This window comes from Rufibacter latericius (genome assembly GCF_003721515.1).
GTDB lineage: Bacteria > Bacteroidota > Bacteroidia > Cytophagales > Hymenobacteraceae > Nibribacter > Nibribacter latericius.
Genome location: NZ_RJJD01000008.1, coordinates 440536 through 464579, shown reverse-complemented (window position 1 = coordinate 464579; position 24044 = coordinate 440536). Strand labels below are relative to the sequence as shown.

The 24044-nt window shown below is 51.1% G+C and carries 17 protein-coding genes; 9 read left to right on the top strand and 8 right to left on the bottom strand.

Going from position 1 to position 24044, the window contains the following annotated elements; genetic code table 11:
- Nucleotides 1-12: 12 nt before the first annotated feature.
- From EFB08_RS13925 to EFB08_RS13910, 4 genes are all read left to right on the top strand, one after another.
- Nucleotides 13-1641, top strand: coding sequence for an acyl-CoA carboxylase subunit beta (locus EFB08_RS13925; RefSeq protein ID WP_123127556.1), 1629 nt, complete (start codon nucleotides 13-15; stop codon nucleotides 1639-1641).
- 249 nt (nucleotides 1642-1890) lie between these two features.
- Entirely contained in the window at nucleotides 1891-2820 is a 930-nt protein-coding gene (locus tag EFB08_RS13920) for a transglutaminase-like domain-containing protein (RefSeq protein ID WP_123127555.1), read from the top strand.
- Between the two features lie 201 nt (nucleotides 2821-3021).
- The gene (locus tag EFB08_RS13915) at nucleotides 3022-4242 is read left to right on the top strand and encodes a pyridoxal phosphate-dependent aminotransferase (protein ID WP_123127959.1); all 1221 of its coding nucleotides are present in this window, start codon (nucleotides 3022-3024) and stop codon (nucleotides 4240-4242) included.
- Between the two features lie 441 nt (nucleotides 4243-4683).
- Nucleotides 4684-7179, top strand: a complete 2496-nt coding sequence (locus EFB08_RS13910; RefSeq protein WP_165864902.1) for a S8 family serine peptidase — start codon at nucleotides 4684-4686, stop codon at nucleotides 7177-7179.
- Between the two features lie 358 nt (nucleotides 7180-7537).
- On the opposite strand, the gene EFB08_RS13905 is transcribed toward EFB08_RS13910, so the two are convergent.
- The 3 genes from EFB08_RS13905 to EFB08_RS13895 all read right to left on the bottom strand — a co-directional run bounded on the left by EFB08_RS13905 (nucleotide 7538) and on the right by EFB08_RS13895 (nucleotide 11340).
- Nucleotides 7538-8341 (bottom strand): M57 family metalloprotease, encoded by an 804-nt coding sequence (locus EFB08_RS13905; protein WP_123127553.1) that lies wholly within the window; start codon nucleotides 8339-8341, stop codon nucleotides 7538-7540.
- A gap of 441 nt (nucleotides 8342-8782) precedes the next feature.
- A complete protein-coding gene (locus tag EFB08_RS13900; RefSeq protein WP_123127552.1) occupies nucleotides 8783-9586 on the bottom strand; it encodes a M57 family metalloprotease in 804 nt (267 codons plus the stop codon).
- Between the two features lie 521 nt (nucleotides 9587-10107).
- Entirely contained in the window at nucleotides 10108-11340 is a 1233-nt protein-coding gene (locus EFB08_RS13895; protein ID WP_123127958.1) for a M16 family metallopeptidase, read from the bottom strand.
- A 253-nt stretch (nucleotides 11341-11593) separates the two neighbouring features.
- Between EFB08_RS13895 and EFB08_RS13890 the strand changes: the two genes are divergently transcribed.
- The gene (locus tag EFB08_RS13890; RefSeq protein ID WP_123127551.1) at nucleotides 11594-12073 is read left to right on the top strand and encodes a GNAT family N-acetyltransferase; all 480 of its coding nucleotides are present in this window, start codon (nucleotides 11594-11596) and stop codon (nucleotides 12071-12073) included.
- Between the two features lie 104 nt (nucleotides 12074-12177).
- On the opposite strand, the gene EFB08_RS13885 is transcribed toward EFB08_RS13890, so the two are convergent.
- Entirely contained in the window at nucleotides 12178-13305 is a 1128-nt protein-coding gene (locus tag EFB08_RS13885; RefSeq protein ID WP_123127550.1) for a glycosyltransferase family 4 protein, read from the bottom strand.
- Nucleotides 13306-13610: 305 nt separating this feature from the next.
- Here EFB08_RS13885 and EFB08_RS13880 point away from each other — a divergent pair, with 305 nt between their 5' ends.
- Nucleotides 13611-15593, top strand: coding sequence for an energy transducer TonB (locus tag EFB08_RS13880; RefSeq protein ID WP_123127549.1), 1983 nt, complete (start codon nucleotides 13611-13613; stop codon nucleotides 15591-15593).
- Nucleotides 15594-15725: 132 nt separating this feature from the next.
- Here the strand turns inward: EFB08_RS13880 and EFB08_RS13875 are convergent, their stop codons facing one another.
- A complete protein-coding gene (locus tag EFB08_RS13875; RefSeq protein WP_165864901.1) occupies nucleotides 15726-17264 on the bottom strand; it encodes a S8 family serine peptidase in 1539 nt (512 codons plus the stop codon).
- Between the two features lie 181 nt (nucleotides 17265-17445).
- Here EFB08_RS13875 and EFB08_RS13870 point away from each other — a divergent pair, with 181 nt between their 5' ends.
- Together EFB08_RS13870 and EFB08_RS13865 are read left to right on the top strand one after the other, a co-directional pair.
- Complete coding sequence (locus EFB08_RS13870) at nucleotides 17446-18735, top strand: aminopeptidase P N-terminal domain-containing protein (RefSeq protein ID WP_123127547.1); 1290 nt, start codon at nucleotides 17446-17448, stop codon at nucleotides 18733-18735.
- 109 nt (nucleotides 18736-18844) lie between these two features.
- Nucleotides 18845-20389 (top strand): TolC family protein, encoded by a 1545-nt coding sequence (locus tag EFB08_RS13865; protein ID WP_165864900.1) that lies wholly within the window; start codon nucleotides 18845-18847, stop codon nucleotides 20387-20389.
- Nucleotides 20390-20501: 112 nt separating this feature from the next.
- Here EFB08_RS13865 and EFB08_RS13860 read toward each other — a convergent pair whose 3' ends face one another.
- From EFB08_RS13860 to pyrR, 3 genes are all read right to left on the bottom strand, one after another.
- The gene (locus EFB08_RS13860; RefSeq protein ID WP_123127545.1) at nucleotides 20502-20912 is read right to left on the bottom strand and encodes an STAS/SEC14 domain-containing protein; all 411 of its coding nucleotides are present in this window, start codon (nucleotides 20910-20912) and stop codon (nucleotides 20502-20504) included.
- Between the two features lie 252 nt (nucleotides 20913-21164).
- On the bottom strand, nucleotides 21165-22088 hold the full coding sequence (locus tag EFB08_RS13855) for an aspartate carbamoyltransferase catalytic subunit (RefSeq protein WP_123127544.1): 924 nt from the start codon (nucleotides 22086-22088) through the stop codon (nucleotides 21165-21167).
- Nucleotides 22075-22647 carry a bifunctional pyr operon transcriptional regulator/uracil phosphoribosyltransferase PyrR gene (gene pyrR / locus EFB08_RS13850; RefSeq protein WP_123127543.1) on the bottom strand — a complete coding sequence of 191 codons (573 nt, stop codon included), beginning with the start codon at nucleotides 22645-22647 and terminating at the stop codon, nucleotides 22075-22077. Before pyrR ends, EFB08_RS13855 begins: the two co-directional genes overlap by 14 nt.
- Nucleotides 22648-22857: 210 nt before the next feature.
- On the opposite strand from pyrR, the gene nhaA reads away from it, so the two are divergent.
- A complete protein-coding gene (gene nhaA, locus EFB08_RS13845) occupies nucleotides 22858-24036 on the top strand; it encodes a Na+/H+ antiporter NhaA (protein ID WP_123127542.1) in 1179 nt (392 codons plus the stop codon).
- Nucleotides 24037-24044: the final 8 nt, after the last annotated feature.

Below are 24044 nucleotides of genomic sequence, written 5' to 3'. Positions count from 1 at the left end.
TTTCGCAGATTTATGGATATTGAATTCAATAAAAACGAAGACAGCCTCAAACAGCTTTGCTTCCAGCTTAAAAGCAGACATACTAAAGTAGCCTTGGGCGGCGGCGAGAAAGCCATTGCCAAACAGCACGAGAAAGGCAAACTCACCGCCCGTGAACGCATCCAATACCTGCTGGACGAAGACTCGGAGTTTCTGGAGATCGCCGCGTTTGCCGGGGAGGGCATGTACAAAGAGTACGGAGGCTGCCCAGGCGGTGGCGTGGTGGCTGGTATTGGGTACGTGAAAGGCCGACAATGCATGGTAGTAGCCAATGATGCCACCGTGAAAGCTGGAGCCTGGTTTCCTATCACAGCCAAGAAAAACCTGCGGGCCCAGGAGATTGCCATGGAGAACCGTTTGCCGGTGATTTACCTCGTAGACAGTGCCGGCGTGTTTTTGCCTATGCAAGACGAGATCTTCCCCGATAAAGAGCACTTCGGGCGGATGTTCCGCAACAACGCCATCATGAGTTCCGAAGGCATCGTGCAGATTTCCGCTATCATGGGTTCCTGCGTGGCGGGCGGCGCGTACCTGCCCATCATGAGCGACGAGGCCATGATTGTGGAGGGCACTGGTTCCATTTTCCTGGCTGGTTCTTACCTGGTGAAAGCGGCCATCGGGGAAACCATCGACAACGAGACCCTGGGCGGCGCTTCTACCCACTCCGAGATATCCGGCGTCACCGATTATAAGTTCGAGACCGATCAGGAGTGCCTGGACCACATCCGGAACATTTTCGATAAAATGGGCGATAATCCCAAAGCCGGTTTCAGTCGCGTGATCTCGGCGGAGCCGAAACTGGACCCGAGGGAAATCTACGGCATCCTGCCACTAGACCGCGTGAAGCCTTATGACATGATGGACATCATCCTTCGGTTGGTTGACAACTCGGAGTTTGAGCCTTATAAAGATCTGTATGGGCAGAGTTTGATCTGCGGCCTGGCGCGCATTGACGGCTGGGCGGTGGGCATTGTGGCCAATCAGCGCAAGATCGTGAAAAACAAGAAAGGCGAGATGCAGATGGGCGGCGTGATTTACTCAGACTCCGCGGACAAAGCGGCACGCTTTATCATGAACTGCAACCAGAAGAAGATTCCGCTGGTGTTTTTGCAGGATGTGTCTGGGTTTATGGTGGGCAGCAAGGCCGAGCACGGCGGCATCATCAAAGACGGGGCCAAGCTGGTGAACGCCATGAGCAACAGCGTGGTGCCTAAGTTTACCATTTTGATCGGGAACAGCTACGGCGCGGGCAATTACGCCATGTGCGGCAAAGCCTATGACCCGAGGTTGATCTATGCCTGGCCTACCGCACAATTGGCGGTGATGAGTGGGGCATCGGCGGCAAAAACGCTGTTGCAGATTCAGGTGGCATCGCTTAAAGCGAAAGGAGAGGAGATTACCCCCGAGGCCGAAAAAGAACTCCTGGACAAAATCACCGACCGGTATAACGAGCAGTTAAGCCCGTATTACGCGGCGGCCCGCCTGTGGGTAGATGGCATCATTGATCCGCTGGAAACCCGCAAGGTGATCTCGGTAGGCATTGAGGCGGCCAACAATGCCCCCATCACCAAGCCGTTCAACGTGGGCGTGATCCAAACTTGATTTAATTAAGAATGTAGGTAGTGCAAGTTGCCTTCGGCAGGAAAAGGAAGAAATCTTTTGTTGGGCTAAAGCAAAGTAAAAAAGGCGAAAGCGTTTCGTGGCTGATTTTTGGAAAACGGCCGGGAAACGCTTTTGCTTTATTTCCCGTTCTCAGGAGAAGGGATTTTGAAAACCGCCGGCCTTGTTTCCAAACAGATTCGGTCGTTTTAATTCTTAATTCCTAATTTTAAAATCTTAATTACTGTACCCTTGACGAATAAAGAAATAAAGGCGCTCATCTCATTGTTGGACGACAAAGATCCGGATGTGGTGGCGCACGTGCACCAGCGAATTGTGGAGTTAGGCGATACCATCACGCCGTTTCTGGAGGAGGCCTGGGAAGAGAGCCTGGACCCTGAGCACCAGAAGAAACTGGAAGAACTCATCCATGACCTGCAGTACAGTTCCCTTACGCAGCGCCTGAAACAATGGAAAGAAGAAGGGGCCACGGACCTGGTGCGCGGCATGTGGCTGGTGAGCACCTACCAATACCCAGACCTCACGCTGGAGCAAATCATGCAACCCTTGGCCGAGCTGTACTACGAGGCCTGGGTGAACGTGCGGCCCGAGATGCACCCCTATGATCAGGTCAAAGCCTTGAACCATGTACTCTTCAAGCTGCACCACTTCTCGGCCAATACCAAGAATTTCCACGCGCCCAACAACTCCATGATCAACCAGGTGCTGGAAAGCAAGCGGGGAAATCCTTTAACGCTGTGCGTGATTTACATGGCGCTGGCGCAGAAACTGGGTTTACCAGTGTACGGCGTGAACCTGCCCAATTTGTTTATCCTTACGTTCAAGAGCGAGGTCATTCCGCAGTTCTACATCAACGTGTACAACCGTGGGCTCATCCTTTCCAAAAGCGATATAGACAATTACCTGCTGCAACTGAACCTGAGCCCGGTAGAAATTTTCTACGAGCCCTGTGCGCCCATTGACATCGTTCGCCGCGCCCTGAGAAATCTGTCTTTGTCCTATGAGAAACTGAACGACCCCGAGAAAGCCACCGAGATTGAGAAACTCATAGACGTGCTGGGCGATGAAAACCAGACCACAGGCTTATCAACGGAAGAGGACATAGACGAAGACGAGGAAGACGAAGGGTATGACGAAGACGATGATGAAGACCGCTTGTAAGGTTTTTTGGCCGTTTTCCTGAAACCAGGCTTAAAACAAAAACACTGATTTGAGAAGCCATTCCCCAGCGGGAGTGGCTTTTTTGTTTCTGGCCACTGCGGAGAGCTGGCTTATTTTGAGGGTCCTTTTTTGAAAACAGCCGCAAAACAAGTTTCCTCCGCAAGGGTATATCGTTATCTTTAGTTTTTCTTGCCCGGCATTATGATACAGAAGAGTACCCGTTTAGACAATGTTTTCTACGAAATCCGGGGTCCTATCTTTGAGAAAGCAGTGGACCTGGAGAAGGAAGGCTACCGTATTACCCGGTTGAACATCGGGAACCCGGCGCCGTTTGGGTTTGAGGCGCCAGACGAGATTGTGCATGACGTGATGGTGAACCTGCGCAACGGCCAAGGCTACACCGATTCCAAAGGCGTCTTTGCCGCCCGCAAGGCCATCATGCACTACAGCCAGAGCAAAGGCCTGCAAAATGTGCACGAAGATGACATCATCATAGGCAACGGCGTGAGCGAGTTGATCATGATGAGCATGCAGGCGCTCCTCAACAACGACGATGAAATCCTGATCCCCGCGCCGGATTACCCGCTCTGGACTGCCGCCGTAACGCTCTCCGGAGGCAAAGCCGTGCACTACCTCTGCGACGAGGCCTCAGATTGGTACCCAGACCTGAAGGACATGGAAAGCAAAATCACGTCCCGTACCAAAGGCCTGGTCATCATCAATCCTAATAACCCCACCGGAGCCGTGTACCCCGCCGAGGTGCTGCAACAGATTGTTCAATTTGCCGAGCGGCACAAACTCATCATTTTCTCCGATGAAATCTACGACAAGATTCTGTACGATGGGGTAGTGCACCATTCCACTGCCGCTTTCGCCGAGGATATCTTTTGCCTGACCTTCAGCGGACTCTCCAAAAACTACCTGGCCGCCGGGTTCAGGGCCGGCTGGATGGTGGCCTCGGGGAACAAAGCTATCGCCAGTTCTTACCTGGAGGGACTGAATGCCTTGGCCAGCATGCGCCTCTGCAGCAACGTGCCCTCGCAGTTCGCGATCCAGACGGCCTTAGGCGGTTACCAGAACATTACCGATCTGGTGTTGCCCACTGGCCGATTGCACAAGCAGCGCGAAGTGTGTTACGAAAAACTAACCTCCATTCCGGGTATCACCTGTGTGAAGCCATCCGGGGCGTTTTACATGTTCCCTAAAATCGATGTAAAGAAGTTCAACATCCAGTCAGACGAGAAACTGGTGCTGGACCTGCTCATTGATCAGCACGTGCTGCTGGTGCAGGGAACCGGCTTTAATTGGCCCCAACCCGACCATTTCAGGGTAGTATACCTGCCCATGGTGGAAGAACTTGACCTGACCTTAGACAAACTAGCCGAGTTCCTGAAGGTGTACGACGGGGCAATGGTGGTGTAAGGCTTTTTCTGCTATTTGCTCCGGGTAACTCCAAGGTGCACAATAAGGCTATGGCTTCTATAGCTTAATGAATTTTCCTGTTTCCGTTTTGGGCCTCTTTTCAGAAAACCAGCCCAAAACGGAAGATTTTCGCCAATATGCAAATAAGCAAATCTGAAATAGCCGAATTGCACCATTAGTAGCTCCTGGCAAATCCTTTTTTTAAGGCAAGCCGATTTATTTTAAGCGTATTGGTTTGTATTCCTGAAGAATACCCGGTAAATTATCTTTTTATGCAGACGAGATGATTACCGGATGGGGCAATTCTTTACTAGTAATATTTTAGGACGATGGGTATGTGGGGCAGGGCTGGTATTCCTTTCGTTTACTGCCCTGGGTCAGCATCAGGCAATACCTAGAAAACAAGGCAAGCTCGCTCCGGTCCTGCGGCAGGCAAGCCACATGCGGAAGTCAGCCCAGGTGCGGGTTCAGGTAAAAGACCAGAAGCAGTTTCTGGCCTGGATCAAAACCGCCTTACCCCAGATACCGGTCCACACCACCTCACTGTCCCAAGTTTACTTTCTGGAGAAAATCAATCCGAAGAACCTGGAAACCTTAGCTCAGAGTCCCTGGGTGGAGTTTATTGACGTGCCTAACCGGAAAGCTCGGGAAGAGGCGTACCTGCAGAACGCAGACCTGCGCGTGAACCGGGTGGAAGCCCTCCACCTCCAATACCCCGACCTGCACGGCCAAAACCTGGTGGTTTCAGTGAAAGAGCAGCCCTTTGACTCTACCGATATAGATTTCAAAGCCCGGGTGCTTCCTTCCTCTGGCTTCACCCAATTGGCTACCCCGCATGCCACCAGCATGGCCACCTTAATTGCCGGCGCGGGAAATACTTCCTCCTCCAGTAGAGGCGTAGCCTGGCAGAGCCGGCTCACCGCCGCCGATTTCTCCAACCTGCTCCCAGATAACACTGACCTGCTGAAAACGCAGGGGGTATCGGTGCAGAACCATTCCTATGGTGTTGGGGTGGAGAATTACTATGGTCTGGAAAGCCAGGCCTATGACCAGCAATCGCGCCAACTTCCGGCATTGCTACATGTGTTCTCCTCTGGGAATTCTGGAAGCCAGGCCGCCGAAGAAGGCCCGTACGCCAAGATTTCGGGTTTCGCTAATCTGACCGGGCAGTTCAAGGTTTCCAAGAATACGCTGAGCGTGGGCGCCATTGACACCTCGGGACAAGTGAGTATGTTGAGTTCAAAAGGGCCTACGTATGACGGGCGTATCAAACCAGAGTTGGTAGCGTTTGGCGAGGCCGGAACCTCAGAGGCCGCTTCGGTGGTGTCAGGAATTGCTTTGGTGGTGCAGGATGCCTATCGGAGGCAGAATGGGGGCGCTTTCCCTCCTTCCGCCCTGGTCAAAGCCGCCCTCATCAATTCCGCCGATGACAAAGGCCGCCCCGAGGTGGATTATGCCGCTGGTTTCGGGAATGCCGATGCTCTGGGTGCGGTGCAATCTGTCCTTGACAAAAGGTACGCGACAGGAGAGGTAACCCAGGCAACTACCCGCACCCTCCGGTTCAAGGTGCCTGCGGGTACGGCCAAAGTGAAGGTTACCCTGGTGTGGCAAGACCGGGAGGGATCTCCTTCGGCTGAGAAAGCCTTGATTCAAGACCTTGATCTTTCTTTAAAGTCAGTGACAACAGGAAAGAAATGGCTGCCCTGGGGCCTGAGTACCTTCGCCCACAAAGATTCCCTGCTGGCACCCGCCCGCCGCCAAGCCGATCACCTGAACAACGTGGAGCAGGTAACGGTGTCTAACCCGGGGGCTGGTGAATATGAGGTGCAGGTGAGCGGCTTCAAGGTGGAAGGGGCGCAGGAATACAGCGTGGTCTATGAAGTGGAGAAAGCCTTTTCTTGGGGATATCCTACCACCGGAAGTCAACTAGAAAGCGGACAGAAGAACCGGCTGCGTTGGATACTTCCCGTGAAAGACGGCGCTAAAGGGAAGTTGGAATTCAAATGGGCGGGTGCCGGGGCCGAATGGCAAACGCTGGGAGAAAACATACCCCTTTCAGCGGAGGCTTTTGATGTCGCTTTTCCGGATACCATAGCGCTGGCCCAGATGCGCATGGTAGTGGGCAACGAAATTTATGGAACGGGTCAGTTTATGATAGGGCCTACCTTGTCTCTGAAAGTAGGGTACCAGTGTGGCGATGAGTTCATGCTTTTCTGGCCTAAAACCCAAGGAGCCGATGGTTACCAGGTGTACGCCTTAGGTCCTCAATACCTGGAGCCGGTGGCCCAAACAGCCGATACGGTCATGGCTTTTCAGAAAAGCCAACATCCGGGATTGCTTTATGCGGTGGCCCCGTTGGTAAACGGTAAACCTGGGCAGCGCAGCCTTACCCTTGATTATACCCAGCAAGGCGTTGGTTGCTACATCATCAGTTTCCTGCCGAGGCACTTCGTGTCAGATTCAGTTATCCTGGACCTGCAAATCAGCACCGTGTTCGGAATAGAGGCCATGTACCTGGAGAAGAAAGTTGCCGGTGCCTTCCAGCCTATTCAGACCCTTGAAGTTGGGCAACAAACCAGATTTGTGCTGCAGGATGTAGCTCCCCTCTCTGGAAAGAATGAATACCGGGTTAAGATGGTCACCAACACCGGGAACACCTTTTACAGTCCCGAAGAAAGCCTTTTCTACACCCCTGCCAACTACATCCAGGTATATCCAAACCCTAATTTGGCCGGGGGCGAGTTGAATATTATTACGCAGGACGATGGCGTGAACACTATTTTCCTCTATGACCAAATGGGCCGGCTGATCAGGGAATACTCCCAGGATGGCTCCATTAAGGTAATTGATACCAAAGGCATCAGCCCCGGAGCCTATTTTGTCAAAGTCTTTTCGTCAGCCGGGGCGCTTACCCAAGCCAAAGTCATCCTGCTGTAAAGAGGAGAGTAAAACTGGGCTACAACGTTTAAGGCTTGCTTTTAGGAAAATAGCCTTGAAACGGAGGCTTTCGGCAGAAGGAGTCAAGGCAGGATTTCAGGAAAGAGGTTGGTGGTGCTTGCAAGCTTAAGCGGTGTTTTGCCAAAAGGAAGCCAAAACCCCGGAATGTTGGTAGAAAGACCCTAGCATAAGTGAAATTCGGAAATAGAAAACAGGGAGAGAAGAAGTGAATCGTCAGGGTTTTCAGGCAATGGTTTACTCCGCCACAGGCTGAAGTAATTTCGAAAACTGAACCAGTTGAAAACAAAAATGGCCTCCAGTATGCTGGAGGCCATTTTCTCAATGCTTTTTATATTGACTAGTACAAGTACTTAAGTGCAGTTACGTCATTGGCGTTGAACGGACGGTTCTGGCCAGATCCGATACAAGCCAACATCCAGGAAGTGGCGTCAGCGGTAGTTGGCGTGCCTGGAATGTGGATCGCACCCACTGTGCTGGCACCTTCGTTGGTGTAAGAACCACCGCAGCTATAGCTTCTGTCCATGTAGTCAGTGTGACGGAAACCAATGCAATGACCGATTTCGTGCGCCAGGATGGTAGCGAACCAGTTTTGGTTAGGGTTTGTGCCAATGTGACGAGTAGCGATCAGGATTTGGTTGTGCGGGTTGCCATTTACCGGGAAACCTGCCGAAGCCAAATACTGTGCTGATTTAGGAGCTGCCTTCAGGTAGATATTGCCACCCGTAGCTACGCGGCTCATGGTAATCAACAAGCCTTGCGCATTGTAACGGGCAATAGCGGCATCAAGCGCAGTTACGTAGGTAGAGGGCAACGTTGGGTCAATAGAGATGGTGATGTTACGGCCGGTACCGGCATTTACCAGGTTGGTGGTGCGGTACTGCTCTGTTTCACCAACGCGCAGGAATTTGTGATCATGTTTAGCATTCAATTCGGCGTCAGTCAAAAGGATGTCTCCTTCTACCAGATAGCCACCTTCCACTACCTGCACATCGGTAGTCCCGAAGCCCATTTCATAGATTTTTGCCAGTGTTTCTTTTGAAACAGCAGCTTTTTCAACAATTTCTTCCTCTGCAGAAGAACAGGAAGAGAAACCAAGTACTAAGGCTACTGCAGCCAATTTAAGGGTGTGAGTTAACTTCATAATTTGTTTGGTTAGGTTTGGTTAAAGTGTGAGAAAAAATTTTGTTTGGTGGTAAAGAAGTGAATTGATTCGAGTCCATTTTTCTGGAAATGCAAACAAATCAAGGGTAAAAAGTAAAGTGTGATCTATTTGAAAACAAACACCGTAAAAAAAAGGGAATCTACGATTGTAGTAGGTTTTGTTATCGTTTAAAAATAGGGGAGTTGTGATAAACGAACAAGGGTAAAAGTTTCGTGAAGTTTCTAACGGAAAAGGTAAAACAAGGTTGATTAAAAGTTGACAAAAAGATTTAAAAATACTGGTAGTTTAGCTTAGGTTGAGATAGGCAATAAAATACCTTTTAGGTTTTTGATGGAAACCCAATTCAGATATTTTATTGCCTATAAAGGAGCTATACTTTTTGGTTAAAAAAGACAAGCTTTTTTAACAACGATTAAGAAATTAATAAAGATAATTTAGAGCCGTACGGTCGTTTGAATTGAACGGACGGTTTTGGCCTGTGGCCACGCAAGCCAACATCCAGGAAGTGGCATCGGCTGTGGTGGGCGTGCCTGGGATATGGATAGCGCCTACGGTACTGGCACCTTCATTGGTGTAGGCACCACCGCAGCTATAGCTTCTGTCCATATAGTCAGTGTGGCGAAACCCGATGGTGTGGCCCAGTTCGTGTGCCAGGATGGTAGCCAGGTAATTGGTTCCGGGGTTGGAACCCATGTAATCTGAGTTTACCAGTACTTTGTTGTAAGGATTTCCACCTGAAGGGAAACCGGCAGAAGCCAGGTAAGAAGAACCGGTGGGGGCTTTAGACAACAGAATATTATAGCCTGAAGACACTCTTCTGAACTTAATGAGCAGGTTTTCTGCATTATAGCGCCGGATAGCCTCGTCCAGAGCAGTGACATAAGAACTAGGCAAAGAAGTAGTAATGGCAACGTTGATGGTACGTCCGCTTCCTACGCTTACCAGGTTGGAGGTACGGTACTGTTCGGTCTCACCAACGCGCAGGAATTTGCCATCTTGCTTGGTGTTCAGTTGCTCATCGGTTAAGAAGATGTCACCTTCTACCAGGTAGCCGCCATCAACGGCTTTGACATCAGTCGTCCCGAAGCCCATGTCATAGATTTGCTGCAACGTTTCTTTAGAGACTTGCGCTTTCTCTACCACTTCATCTTCGCTTACAGAACACGAGGTGCCGCCTAATAATAAAGCGAACGCGAGGAGTCTGATCTTGTAATTTTTCTTCATACTGCTTATTGGGGGTTAGGTTAAATGATAGGCTATTTTATGTATAAAAAATTGTGTGTGCAAGCAGCCTTTCGTAAAATATGTAATTAAATTTATTTAAAAAGCCAAAAAGAACACTTGTAAAAAAGGTTTTGTGTTTTGTTGGTATAATGTAGGATTAGTAAAATTTAATTATATGTAGCGACATTAAATAGACAAGAATTCCTTTAAGGGGACTTTGTAAAAACGTGTATAAAGCAGCCAGTAAATCTTAATTATGAAAGCTTGATGGATGCGAAAAGTCTAGAATAAATCGTGTTAATACGGAGGTTGTTTTGGTGTAATTACTTTCTATTGTTTCTTGATAGTGAGAGTAGAATGGAATAATAAGAAGTAGTTAAATTTACTACATATTAATAGAGATCATATTCATTTGCGCCTATGTAATGAATTGAAGGTAGTTTTAATAAAAGACCCTTATAATGAAAAAGGCTGCCATTGGCAGCCTTTTCGTAAATAGATTAATAAATTAAATCAAGTGTTTAATTGGGTACATATTGCAGGAAGCTCAGGTTCTCTTCCCGTAGGGTTTCCTGGGCCATTCCCAGAAGATCGTTGGCCTGCACTTTCCTGATCTGCCCGAAGATGTCGTTCAGGCTTTCAATGGTGTTCAGGTCAAGGATGCTTTTGCCCATCATCATCATAAAGCCCATGTTGCTTTCCTCGGCCATGGCCAGTTGGCCCATCAATTGTTCCTTAGCGGTATGGAGCTGCACCGATCCCATGGGTTTCTCGCGCAGCAGCTTCAGTTCCTTCAAGACCAGCCCAGTGGTGCGTTTCAGCTGTTTTTTCTCCGTTCCGAAGTAAATCCCGAAGAGGCCGGTGTCAACGTAGGTGGCATAGTTGGCGTCAATGGTGTACACCAGGCCGTGTTTCTCGCGCACCGCCAGGTTGAGCCGCGAGTTCATGCCGGGGCCGCCCAGAATGTTCACCAGCATGAAGAACGTGAGCCGGCGCGGGTCAGAAAGCGGATAAGCCGGGCACCCAATCACACAGTGCGCCTGCTGGATGGCTTTTTCTACCACCAGGGTCTGCGGCTGGTACGCCTGGAAAAGCAGGCGCTCCCGGGGCTGGATTTTGCTCTGTAGGTGGCCCAGGTACTTCTCGGCTAGTTTCACCACGCGTTCAATGGGCCAGTTGCTCACCGAGCAGAACACCAGTTTGTCGGTGCTGAGGTTGCGGTCAATGAAGGCCTGGAAGTCCTCACGGGTGAAACCGCTCACGCTCTCGCGGGTGCCCAAAATGTTGTAGCCCAGCGGGTGGTTCTGGAACACCACGGCATCGAACTCGTCAATGATGGCGTCCTCGGGGGTGTCCAGGTACATGGCCATTTCCTCCAGAATCACGCCGCGCTCTTTCTCAATCTCCTTGGAAGGAAAGGTAGAGTTGAAGGTGATATCGGTGAGCAGATCAAACGCCTTCTCGAAGTGGTTTTCCAAAACCGAAGCGTAAAAGCTGATCTTCTCTTTGGTGGTATAGGCGTTCAGTTCGCCGCCCACGCTTTCCAGCCGGTTCAGGATGTGGAACGATTTCCGTTTCTGGGTTCCTTTGAATGCCATGTGTTCCCAGAAGTGGGCCAGGCCTTGCTCGTGGGGCAGTTCATCGCGGGAGCCAATGTCCATCATAAAGCCACAGTGCGCAATCTTGGTATGCGGAACCTGCTTGTGCAGCACTCTGATTCCGTTAGATAAGGTATGGATATGGTAATCAGGTATTTTTGTCAATGTATGGGTTGCGTTTACAAGTAAAACACGTTAGCGCCGTTTCCTGCATGTTTTCAGGAAAGCAGCCTGCAAAGGTACGGAGGATTGGTGTGAAAAGATGAAGATTTAGAAAGCCCGCGCTGCAATTTTACAGGGGGTCTGCATCGTTTAAAGCCCAGGAAGGAATCTATCGTTTTCTGGCATTTTCAGAAAGGCGATAGGGTAGGGATCGGTTTCATATGTCATATAAAGAAACACCCACAAAATGTACCGTTCAGGAACCTCCGTCATCCGTTTAGATACAGTTTTACCCAAAGAATACCCCGCGCTGGTAGACCTGTGGGAAGCATCGGTGAGGGCGACGCATCATTTTGTGTCTGAGGATGAAATCCAATACTACCGACCCATCATTCTGCACGAGTACCTTCGGCAAATGGCCCTCACCTGCGCCCGCACAGACCAAGGGCAGATCTTAGGGTTTGCCGGGGCAGCCGCCGGCAAGCTGGAAATGCTGTTTCTGCACCCTTCGGCCCGGGGAAAAGGGGTGGGCACGCGGCTGGTACAGCATGTGATCCGGCACCAGAAAGTCACCAAGGTAGACGTGAACGAAGAAAATGAGCAGGCCCTCGGTTTTTACCGGCACCTGGGTTTTCAGGTGGAGGACCGATCTCCCCTAGACGGCATGAATCGGCCACACCCCATCCTGCACATGACCCTAAACCTGCCCAGACTTGGGGAGGAATAAGATACGAACCCCTTTTTTCCATTTTATCCCTCCTAGGCACGGAATGAGCACGCGCTTTAAGGCCAGTTTCTTTAAACCACGCTTAAAAGACAAGCCGGCTTTTATTACTGCGCCAGCACCTGTTCGTACACCTGGTGTAATTGCGGAAGAGTCACCTGAGGCCGGAAAATCTGGGCGTGCTCCAAGCCTTGTTTGATCATCTGTTTCTGTAGATCTGGGCTGGATAAAACCTCTTGAATGGCCTGCGCCAATTCCTCAGTATCGGAAGGAGACACGTAGCGTGTGCCTGCCCCGCCCGCCTCCGAGAAGCACGAACCAGTAGAGGTGATCACAGGAACCCCGCTGTTCAAGGCCTCCACAATTGGGATCCCGAATCCCTCAAAGATGGAAGGATACACGAACAAGGTGGCCATTTGGTAGATAAGCGGCAATTCCTGGAACGGGATATAGGGCAGAAACACCACCTTTTTCTCCAGGGAGTGTTCCCTGATGTAGGCCAGCATCTCTTTGTGATAATCGGTTTTGCGCCCGATGAAGACCAGCGGAATAGGAGCCCCGGCGGCGTGCCAGCCCTTTAATAGATGGACCTGGTTTTTACGCCGCTCCAGCGTACCCACGCAAAGAATAAACTCTGCCGGCAACCCATACTTTTCCTTCACGGCGTTTAGAGCCTCTTTTCCGGAAATCTGCTGAAAAACGGGGTCACAGTCTTGGTAAATGACCTGTACTTTCTCGCGCCCTACCCCAAAGAACTCCTCCAGGTCCTGCGCCGTCTGCTCACTGATGGCAATGATCTGGTGGGCGCTTTCGCAGGCCGCCTTGAATTTGCGGCGGTAAATGTAGCGGTCAAGCGTGGGGTATAACTCCGGGAAGCGCAGAAAGATAAGGTCATGGATGGTGACCACCAACTTGGTTTTATGCCGGTCTAGCCCGTACGGAAGTTCGTTGCTAAGGCCGTGGTAAACCTGTATACCGTGCCTGGGCATAGCGCCCCTGAGCCCGAAGGTGCGCCAGATAGAAGAGAATCGCTTTCCAAGGCCATTGGGCAACACGACCTGCGTTTTGGCCAACGGCGGGTAAAAGTCCTTGAACAAGTCATTCCTGCGAGGGGTGAACAGCGCGTACTCGTTCTGGGAATAATGGGCCATCATGCCCGAGATAATAAAGCGGCTGTAGTTTCCTAAGCCCGAGGTATTGGTGAAAGCCCGTTTCGCGTCGTATCCTATCTTCATATGAGTACCCCAAAAGTAGCATTCTTCCCGCACAACTACAGAGCGCCGGCGCCTGAAGAAAGTAAAAGAGGGAATCTGGGGAGAAAAAATAGCAAACTCCCATCTTGCCAAGGGGAGCGCAGCCTCTAAGCCGGATAAAGGTGGCCATAGGTAACTTAAGCCGTGGAAGGATATTAGATTCTTAGATATCTGTTAAAATATATAGATGATTTATCCTATATTGATACGTGAATAAGGCCCTGAAGTGAAAATTTCCTACTCAGGTCTGCCTTTCGCCCTCAGACACTTCTCTACCCAACCCCATAATGACAAATAGAGCATTCTGCCTCTCTTGGCCCTTTCTTCAAACCAAAGGTTTCAAGTTCCTGATTTTGCTTTTAGTTGCGGTTTGTGCGGTCCGGTCTCTGGCTGCCCAAGAAAAGCCCTTGGCCGAGAAAGTGTATGTGACCGCGGAGCAGATGCCTGAGTTTCCCGGAGGGCAGACTGCCATGCTGAAATACCTGGCCGGCAATTTTCGCATCAACCTGGGTATCACCCAAGACTCTGTCAACGGGAGCATGGTGGCTTCTTTCGTCATCTCCAAAGAAGGCAAAGTAACCCAGGTGGAAATTGTAAAAAAACTCTTGCCCAGCCTGGACCAGGAACTGGTGCGGGTAGTCTCTTCCATGCCCGACTGGAAACCCGGAATGCAGAACGGGCAACCCGTAGCCGTAAGATCGTCGGTACCTTTTAAAGTTGTTTGGAAAGGACTCACCACCAAGGATGTCATTGAGACTGTTCTGGATAATTCTGGCTTAACTAAAAAGGAGGACAACCCGAAGGAAGACTGGCCTTTGATGTTTCCGGGCGGGGAAAAGGCCTTTTGGGAATATATGAAGGAAAATGGCGTGTCTGTGCAAGCAGCCCGAGACCTGAACCTGGAGGGCGTTTTCGCAGTGCATTTTGTGATTTCCGAAAAAGGGAAAATAGCCGAGGTGAATGTTCTGAAGCCGCCGCACCGCACCTTTGAACAGACGGTGATAAAAGCCTTGAAAAATATGCCCACCTGGCAAGTGAATGAGAAACAGGAGAAGGCTGTGCCGGTCACGTTTGGCTTTATTTTCGGGGTGAAAAGTGGGGAGCAGTACATTACCGATGAGGAGCAGGAAAAGATATTCCTGGCCGGGCGCGTGTACCATACCGCCGACCAGGAACCAAGTTTCCCAGGAGGCCGACCAGCCCTTGTAAAGTACTTCTCTGAGAACATCGTTTACCCAGAAACCGCCATAAAAGACCAGGTAAAGGGTACCCTCACCATCCAATACGTGATTAATTCATGGGGTGAGGTAGAAAGAGTACAGGTGAAGGAACCGCTGCATCCGGCGGTGGAGGAGGCTATGATAGACGTGTTCAAGCGAATGCCAGCCTGGCGGCCCGGCAAGGTGCAGGGCAAATTGGTAAGCGTGCAAAGAGAGCTGTCTTTCTCAGTGGCCAAAAACGCCATTACCTTGCAGAAAGGAGGGCCCGCCCAAGTAAAGACCGTATCTTCCGCAAGCGAGGCCCTGGCCATGGTGTCGGGGCAGAATGCCGCCAAGGCAACGCTGGCCGGCAAAGCCAGCCAAAAACCAACCGCGAGTTTGAATCAATTACCTGAATTTCCCGGAGGCGAACAAGCCATGTGGGAGTTCATGAAAGTACACAAAGCCTCTCTGGAAGACGCCAACCGGATGAAGGTGGCCGGAATCTTCGAAGCTGAGTTTCTCATCTCTGAAACCGGGAAAGTGAAAGATGTCAAGATAATCAGGCCGCTGCACCCAGACTTCAGCCGGGTGGTAATCAAAGCACTGGAGGAAATGCCCCTCTGGAAACCCGCAAAACAGGCCGGAAAAGCAGTGCCCGTCATCCATTCCTTTTCCTACGAAGTCACCGAAGGAGAGAGAAGGCCCTGGGCCGAGGAGGTGTTAGAAGAGAAAGTATACCTTTCCACCGAACAGCGTCCGGAATTTCCAGGTGGTCCGGGAAGTCTTCAGAAATATATCGCCAAAAACATCCAGTATCCAGAGAATGCAAAACAAGACAAGGCCTCCGGCACCATTGTGTTGAACTTCATCGTGGACTCCCAAGGGAAAGTCCAATCTTTGGAATTAGAACAGAAAGTGCACCCCGGCCTAGACGAGGCTCTTCTGACTGTTTTTCAACAGATGCCCCCCTGGAACCCCGCCATGCAGAATAACAGGAAAGTATCCTGCCGGCTGAAAATTCCCTTCATGGTCACCAATAATACCGTTGTGCCCGTGGGAAATTGGTAGTCTCGCGTTATTTTCCAGGTTCCGCTTTAGGGCTGTTTTCCTGAAAATGACCCTGAAACAACCTTGGGGTTCCCTCAGGTCAGTAGATGGCAATAAAGCAGGCCGGTACTTTTCTCTCCCAAAACCTTAAGGTTACTGCCAAACCAGTTCCATCACTTTAGGCCCTACCTGCAAAGTGGTATGAGTCTCGCCGGGCAACCGGTTTACTACTATCTTTTTGAGGTGCGCGGAGAGTTTCTGTTGCTTCATGACCCTGGTTTCAGATTCCTTCCGGAACAACACAATGCCGCCGTTTTCGGAAATTCCACCCACCTCCCTGGTTCTGAAAACGAACCGATTACCCTGTACCTGGATAGGAGCCTCCGCTTTTATTTGAACTTTGCTACCCTGCGCCAGTTCCAGCGCCTTACCGGCATCCGGGACTCCGAAGCCCACGAAGTTGTTCCCGTAAGGGTAAAGATGGCTGCTCCGGCGGAGGATATCGGTTAGCTGGGCGGGGGTGAGGGTTGGGTTTGCTTCCAGAAGGCAGGCAGCTAGTCCCGTAATAATAGGCGCCGAAAAAGACGTACCCGAGGACGCGAAACACACCACATCGGGTTTCAGGTAGGGCAAGAAAGTCGGGCCGATGCTGCTGTAGCCTTGTTTGGTCCAGGAAGAAAAATCGGTGGAACCTACGGTGAGCACACCGGCGGCATCGGCGGGAGTATTCACCACCTGCCATTTCTTGTTACCCCCGTCGTTTCCGGCCGCAATGATCAGCATCATGCCTTTCTGTTCCACGGCCATCTGCACGGCGCGGGCAATGTAGCTGCTGCCATCCATCTGCTCGGGCCGGTAGTTTTCCTCTGGTTTGTCGAAACCGGTCCCATAACCCAACGACGAATTCACCAGGCGCACGCCCAGGCTATCCATCCACTCCAGGGCCCTCACAAAGTATTCCTCCTCAATGCGCTCCTCGCGGCTGCCGTGGTCGGTACGGGCCAGGTAATAATCAGCCTCGGGGGCAAATCCGCTTAATACCTTGTCTTTGGGATCAGAGCCGCCCAGGCAGAGCAGCACATCGGTGCCGTGAGAATCCAGGAAACTTTCGCGTTTGTTGAAGTTCTGGCTCTGGCTCGGTTCCAGGAAATCCCGGTAGGCTTTCAGGCGACCTTCTTCAAAAATAAGTTTCAGCCCTGCCTTTTTGGGTGCCTCAAAAAAGCCGGCATCAATCACGCCTACTTTCACCCCCTGGCCGGTGAGCCCAGCCGCAAAAATGGCCTCAGGCTTAAGCTGGGTCAGGGCTTTACTGACAAACTGTGGTTTGAAGGGCGAAGTCTGCTGGGGGAGAAAGTAACCGGTAATGGGGCGCAGTTCCTGCACAAAAGAAGCCTGCTTCAGGGAACTTATCTGCGCCGGGTTCTTAACGGTTACTGCCGCGGCGTTCAGCCATTTGGAGACAGAATTCACCTTGATGCCTAGGGCGGCTAGGCTGTCCAGGTAAACTTGGTGCACCGGCTGGTCAGAGGACTGGGAGAGGGGAAGGTGCTGGAGCCGACGCTGTTGCAGGGCCGTTTCACTTACCAAGGAAGTGGCCGTAATCGCCTGAGGTTTGTCTTTGAAGAGGACCCAATACCGTTCCGGAGCCTGCGCGGCACAGCTCTGAGAGCGGGCTATTAAGAAGGCACACAAAAAAAATAATATAGTACAAACCCTCACGTTCAATTGATTAAATGAAGGCTATATGCCTGCATATTACGGTTTAAAGTCATACATTTAAGGCTTAAAAAGGAGGGTTTCAGGGCCGATTTCAGAAAAGCAGGCCTGAAACCGCATCGCGCTAAAGCGACATTCATTACCCAAACGTACCGCCATGAAATACGAGTCTATCGGGAAAGACCTTTACATCCACAACCGCCAAAAATTCACTCCTTACCTCAAGCCTCAGTCGCTGGCCATCTTTCATTCCAATGATGTGATGCCCACCAACGCCGACGGCACCATGCCTTTCCGGCAGAACAACGACCTGCTGTGGTTGAGTGGTATAGACCAGGAGGAAAGTGTGCTGATTCTTTTCCCCGATGCCCGTGAAGAACGCCTCAAAGAGATTCTGTTCGTGCGCGAGACCAACGACCACATCCTTACCTGGGAAGGTTACAAGCTTACGAAAGAGCAGGCCCGTGAGGTTTCCGGCATCCAGACTATTTTCTGGACCCATGAGTTTGACTCCATCCTGAACTCGCTCATGCCGTTCGCCGAGAACGTATACCTCAACACCAACGAGCACCTGCGCGCCGTGGTGGAGGTTGAAACCCGCGATGCGCGGTTCATCAAGAAAATAAAAGAGAAATACCCGCTGCACAGCTATCACCGCAGCTCGCCGCACCTGCACTATCTGCGCTCCATCAAGCACCCGCGCGAGATTGAGTTGATGCGCACCGCCTGCAACATCACCGAGAAAGCCTTCCGCCGCTTGCTCAAGTTCGTGAAACCCGGCGTGATGGAGTACGAGATTGAGGCCGAAATCAGCCATGAGTTCCTGCGCAACCGCTCCCGCGGGCCGGCGTACGGGTCCATCATCGCCTCGGGCGCTAATGCCTGCATCCTGCACTACGTAGATAACTTCAGAGAGTGCCAGGACGGCGATGTGCTGCTCATGGATTTCGGGGCCGAGTACGCGAACTACGCCGCCGATCTTTCCCGCTCCATTCCCGTGAATGGCAAATTCACTTCACGGCAGGCCGATGTCTACAACGCCGTGCTGCACGTGATGAACACCGCCAAGCAGATGCTGGTACCCGGCAACACCTTGGACCAATACCACCAGTTCGTGGGCAAGGTGATGGAAAACGAACTCATCAAACTGGACCTGCTCACCGAAGCCGACGTCAACAACCAGAACCCCGCGCAACCGCTCTACAAGAAATACTTCCCGCACGGGACCTCGCACTTCCTGGGACTGGACGTGCACGACGTGGGCGACAAATACCGTCCGTTTGAGGAAGGCATGGTGTTCACCTGCGAGCCGGGCATCTACATCAGGGAAGAAGGCCTGGGCATCAGGCTGGAAAACGATCTTCTCATCACCCACAATGGTCCGGTAGACCTGATGGAGAACATTCCCTTGACCCTGGAAGACATTGAGCGCGAAATGCGCGGATAAGGATTGGAGATCAATGGCTTCGTTTCGGCATTGTTTTAGGAAAACAGTGCCGAAGCTAAATGCTTTTACAATATCCAGAAGTAAATTAATACAGATTTTAGAAGTGAACGTGCGTATTTTAAAACGAGTAGCAAAAGCTGGCCGCGCCCTTTCCTGGGTGGGAGTGGTAGGCATTTTCCTGATGGGGTCAACGGCCGTCGCCCAACAGAGAGAAGCGGCTCTGCTTACCGACACCGAGGAGCCCGGCACCCGCCGACTGACGTTGGAAGAGGTAATCAAAATGGCCCGGGAGCTTTCTCCTAACTACCAGCAGGCCATTACCCAGTTGGAAAACCGCACCTGGCAGTACCAGACCTACAAAAGCAATTACCTGCCCCAATTAGCTTTGTATGCAACGTTGCCGTCCTATACCAAAGATTATGAAGCCATAACAGACCCTGAAGGGCGGGTAAACTTTGTACCTGTTCAATCTGCCATTTATTCAGGGCATTTAGAGCTAAAACAGAACATCGGCTTAACCGGAGGCACCATTGCTATTGATTCTAAGCTGAACCGGGTAGATAACTTCTCCCAAACCAATGGACATAATTTTATCTATGCCTCCAACCCGGTAGTAGTAACGCTGCGCCAACCTATTTTCAACCACAACGGCTTGAAATGGGACCGTAAAACCGAGCCCCTTCGGTATGAGGAAGCCAAGCGTAACTTCTGGGAAGAAATGGAGCGCATTGCCATTCGGGCCACTGACCTGTACTTCTCGCAGTTGCAAAGCCAGATTGGGTATGACATTGCCCAGAAGAACGTGGCCAACAATGACACCCTCTTCAAAATTGCCCAAACCCGCTTCTACGACGCCAAAATAAGCGTAAACGAATTGCTGCAGCTGGAATTAAGTCTTCTTACCTCCAAACAAAGTTTGGAGCAAGCTAAGCTGGATATTGAGACCAGCACGCTGCGCCTGAAAACATACCTGGGTTTCACCGAGACGTACCCCATTCGGTTACTTCCGCCAGACCTCATCCCACAGTTTGAAGTGAGTGAGGAGATGGCGTTAAGGCAGGCCCGCGAGAACCGATCCCGCATGATTGGGATCAAGCGGGAAGAGATAGACGCCGAGCGTAACTTAGATTGGGCCGAGGCCAGTGCGGGTGTCAATGCTGATCTTTTTCTGCAATATGGCTTAACCCAGCGGGCGGGCTCCCTGGGACCGGTGTATCAAGATCCTACAGATCAGCAACGGGTCAATCTGGGGTTTAGCGTTCCATTAATGGACTGGGGCCGCAACAAGTCTAGAATAGGAACCGCCAAAGCCAACCTGAAATTGGTGAAAGCCAATCTAGAACAGCAGCGCGTAAGCTTTGAGCAAGACGTATTCCTGCAGGTAAAACGCTTTAAAATGCTTAGAGAGCAGATGAAAATCGCTCAGCAAGCCAATGGTTTGGCCGAGCGTAGGTACCTAGGCGCGAAAGACCGTTACCTGGGGGGAAAGATAAACCTGTTGGAGCTGAACCAGGCTGCTACTGAGCGTGACTCGGCTCGCCGCAGCTACGTGAGTTCCCTGCGCAATTTCTGGGATGCCTACTACAACCTGCGCCTACAGACACTATATGACTTCGAGACAAACCAGCCGTTGACCATGCCGCTACCGTTTTAAGCCAGCTTTTGCCAAAACAGCCTTAAACCGTTTAATGCATTATCAAACAGAAGAGCCCGCTGGTATTTCCGGCGGGCTCTTCTGTTTGATAATGCATTGGTGAATTAGAAACTCAATCTTTATAGAATTCTCTCAGCCATTGTTTGGCTTTGTCTAAGTTAGCAAAGGACTTAGCATCAAAAGACTTCAGTTCTTTCAGGAAGGTAGAGGCAGAAGACTCTCCGAAACTCTCTGGGTTCGCTAACATCGCGAAGCGTTTCAGTCCGGCTTTGGCGGCATTAGGAGCCCAGTCGTTCAATACCCAGTCCATGGAATGATCCCAGGAACCGATAATGAGCCGGGTGTCATTCAAAACGCAATTGAAACCTGCCTCGGCCAAAGCCTGGGTGTACGCTTTGGCACCAGTTTTAACATTTTCCTCGGTTAAATACCCCATCCAATTTACATAGATCAACCTGTTTTTAGAGTCTTCTTCAATGGTAAGGTAGACCCTTCCAAAAGGGTTAACAAGTTCTTTGGTCATATCGTGATACAGGTTTCTTGGGGCTAAGATTTACACGTTTTGAATTTAATCAATTTGGCAGAAATTTAGTTCAAAATTGATTAAGCCCAAGACCAAGTTGTTTTAGGCCTCTATTCTATAAATGAGGTATAAAACGTACATAAACCAAAAAGGTATAGAACGGCCTTTCTGTTCTATACCTTTTTGGTGATTTTAGCTTATTTAAAGAAGTATATCCAGAAGAACCAGTTTCCTTGTTGTTCCTCGGGAAGCTTATCCTTTGCTGGCTAGCAGGTACAGGACGGCCATCCGGATGGCCACGCCATTTTCTACCTGGTCCAAGATGATGGAGTGATGCGAGTCGGCGGCATCTGAGGTGAGTTCCACGCCTCGGTTAATTGGGCCAGGGTGCATAAGCACAATCTCTTTGTCCAGCTCGTCCAGCATTTTCTTATTGATACCGAAGTACAGCGCGTACTCGCGCAACGATGGGAACAGCTTGCCGGTTTGGCGCTCTAACTGAATGCGCAGCACGTTGGCTACATCGCACCATTGCAGGGCCTCGCGTACGTCCCAGAAGATTTTCACGCCCAGATCGGCGATGTGCTTGGGCAGCAGCGTAGGCGGACCACAGACGGCGACCTCGGCTCCTTGCATCTGCAGCGCGAAAATGTTGGAAAGCGCCACCCGTGAGTGGGTAATGTCCCCGATGATGGCTACTTTTTTGCCGCCTACATCGCCCAGTTTCTGCCGGATGGAGAAGGAGTCTAGCAGGGCTTGGGTGGGGTGCTCGTGGGTGCCGTCGCCGGCGTTCACGATGTTGGCCTGGATCTTACGCGATAAAAAGTGCGGGGCTCCGGGGCTGCTGTGGCGCATCACAATCATGTCTACCTTCATAGACAGAATGTTGTTGACGGTGTCCAGCAGGGTTTCGCCTTTCTTTACGGAGCTGCCCGAGGCCGAGAAATTGATCACATCCGCTGATAGGCGTTTTTCGGCTAACTCAAAAGAAAGCTTGGTGCGGGTGGAGTTCTCGAAGAAGACGTTGGCAATGGTGACATCGCGCAACGAAGGTACTTTCTTGATGGGGCGGTTCAGAACCTCCTTAAACTGGTCGGCGGTTTCAAAGATCAACTGAATGTCCTGAGGGGTGATCTCTTTGATACCCAACAGGTGCCGGACGCTAAGCTGTTGCATGGGGTTCTTCTTGTTCTGGGGTAAGGGTATGAAGCCAGATGACATCCTCCGCAGATTCTGGACTCTGCCAGGTCACTTCCACCCGCTGCGAGTGCAGGGAATCTACGCGCTGACCTATATAGGTGGCTTCAATGGGCAGATCGCGGGTGTATTGCCGATCAATGAGTACCAATAGTTCTACCTGGGCCGGCCTGCCGTAAGAAATCATGGCATCCATGGCAGCCCGAACCGAGCGGCCGGTGTAGAGCACATCGTCCACCAGAATCACACGTTTGCCTTCCAGACTAAAATCAACTTTTGTGGCATTGGGCGCTAACGGGGTAGACCGGCGGCGGAAATCATCGCGGTGGAAGGTAATGTCCAGGTAGCCGGTTTGTACGGTGATGCCCAGAATCTCCTGGAGGGTCTGCTGCAGACGGTCGGCCACGAAAATGCCGCGGGGCTGCAGTCCCAGGATAACGGAATCTGAAAAATCGCGGTGCGTCTCTATGAGCTGGTGCGCCAGGCGCCGGATCATGATCTGAAACAGTGCGTGCGGAACAATGAGGCGTTTGTGCATGGCCGGGTTTTGGGCAAATATAAAGACTTACCCGTAGCGAAGGGCAAAAGAGCGCAATTTTTCTCTTCTCTGATCTGTCTTTTCAAAAGTTGTATTTCTGACAGCACAGACAACGATTCTTGCCCTTAGGGCTCAGGAGCAGCAGAGTAGCTGCTGGCTAATTTAGAAAAACACTTCTACCCCAAGGAGATTTTGCCGTAGGTTTGAGTTATGGCAAATTTCATCAACCTCAAAGTATTCCCTGATTTTTTCCGGTCAGCCTCCGCTGGTGGTATCATTCTGATCATTTCCCTGGTTATTTCACTGCTGATCGCTAACTCTGCCTGGGGCGACGTCTTCGCCAATCTTCTGCAGACCGAGCTAGGATTTGAGTCTGGGCAACTTCACCTCAAGTACTCCTTCCTTCTTTGGGTGAATGATGGGCTTATGGCTATTTTCTTTCTGCTGGTAGGGCTGGAAATAAAGCGCGAAATGCTGGAAGGCGAACTTTCCTCTTTGCGGAAGGCCGCCCTGCCTGTTTTCGCTGCAGTGGGAGGGATGTTGGTTCCCGCCGGCATCTATGCCCTCATCAATGCAGGTACAGACACCGCTAGCGGCTGGGGCATCCCCATGGCCACGGACATCGCCTTTGCCATTGGATTACTTTCTCTGCTGGGAAGCAGGGTGCCCACAGGATTAAAAATCTTCTTAACCGCCCTAGCCATTGTAGACGATCTGGGTGCGATTGTGGTAATTGCTGTCTTCTATTCAGAGGGGCTTCACGGCACTTACTTGCTTTACGCCGGCGGTATTCTCTTGCTGTTGCTGCTGTTTAACCGGTTTGGGGTGAAGTCACTGGTCTTTTACCTGGTGCCAGGTCTTTTCATGTGGTACTTCATTCACCACTCGGGCATACACGCCACTATTGCCGGGGTACTCACCGCACTGACCATCCCTACTACTCCAGATGCAAAGGAGTCTCCGCTGGAGAAACTGGAACATGCGCTTACCAAACCCGTCAACTTTCTCATCATGCCCATTTTTGCTTTGGTGAACACCAACATTCGGTTTGAGGCCGGTATGGTGGAGGGGCTGTTAAGTCCGTTGGGCATGGGAATCGTTTTAGGGCTACTTTTGGGAAAACCCATCGGAATCCTGCTTACAAGTTGGCTGGCCGTTAAATTAAGGGTGAGCGTTCTGCCAACCGGCGTCAACTGGAAAATGGTGGTGGGCTTGGGCTTGTTAGCCGGGATAGGGTTCACTATGTCTATCTTTATTGCCCTGCTTTCCTTCTCAGACCCTGTTCACCAAACCGCAGCCAAGTTCTCTATTTTAGTGGCTTCAGTGCTGTCTGGTCTTTTGGGCTTTTTCATGCTGCGGGCAGTCTCTGTCAAGAGCCTTACCCGGTAAAAATCCAG

Bases quoted from the DNA above. Each gene is read 5' to 3' on its own strand.
- EFB08_RS13925 (WP_123127556.1), top strand. From the start codon at position 13: ATGGATATTGAATTCAATAAAAACGAAGACAGCCTCAAACAGCTTTGC.
- EFB08_RS13915 (WP_123127959.1), top strand. From the start codon at position 3,022: ATGATACAGAAGAGTACCCGTTTAGACAATGTTTTCTACGAAATCCGG.
- EFB08_RS13910 (WP_165864902.1), top strand. From the start codon at position 4,684: ATGCGGAAGTCAGCCCAGGTGCGGGTTCAGGTAAAAGACCAGAAGCAG.
- EFB08_RS13905 (WP_123127553.1), bottom strand. From the start codon at position 8,341: ATGAAGTTAACTCACACCCTTAAATTGGCTGCAGTAGCCTTAGTACTT.
- EFB08_RS13900 (WP_123127552.1), bottom strand. From the start codon at position 9,586: ATGAAGAAAAATTACAAGATCAGACTCCTCGCGTTCGCTTTATTATTA.
- EFB08_RS13890 (WP_123127551.1), top strand. From the start codon at position 11,594: ATGTACCGTTCAGGAACCTCCGTCATCCGTTTAGATACAGTTTTACCC.
- EFB08_RS13885 (WP_123127550.1), bottom strand. From the start codon at position 13,305: ATGAAGATAGGATACGACGCGAAACGGGCTTTCACCAATACCTCGGGC.
- EFB08_RS13880 (WP_123127549.1), top strand. From the start codon at position 13,611: ATGACAAATAGAGCATTCTGCCTCTCTTGGCCCTTTCTTCAAACCAAA.
- EFB08_RS13870 (WP_123127547.1), top strand. From the start codon at position 17,446: ATGAAATACGAGTCTATCGGGAAAGACCTTTACATCCACAACCGCCAA.
- EFB08_RS13860 (WP_123127545.1), bottom strand. From the start codon at position 20,912: ATGACCAAAGAACTTGTTAACCCTTTTGGAAGGGTCTACCTTACCATT.
- EFB08_RS13855 (WP_123127544.1), bottom strand. From the start codon at position 22,088: ATGCAACAGCTTAGCGTCCGGCACCTGTTGGGTATCAAAGAGATCACC.
- pyrR (WP_123127543.1), bottom strand. From the start codon at position 22,647: ATGCACAAACGCCTCATTGTTCCGCACGCACTGTTTCAGATCATGATC.
- nhaA (WP_123127542.1), top strand. From the start codon at position 22,858: ATGGCAAATTTCATCAACCTCAAAGTATTCCCTGATTTTTTCCGGTCA.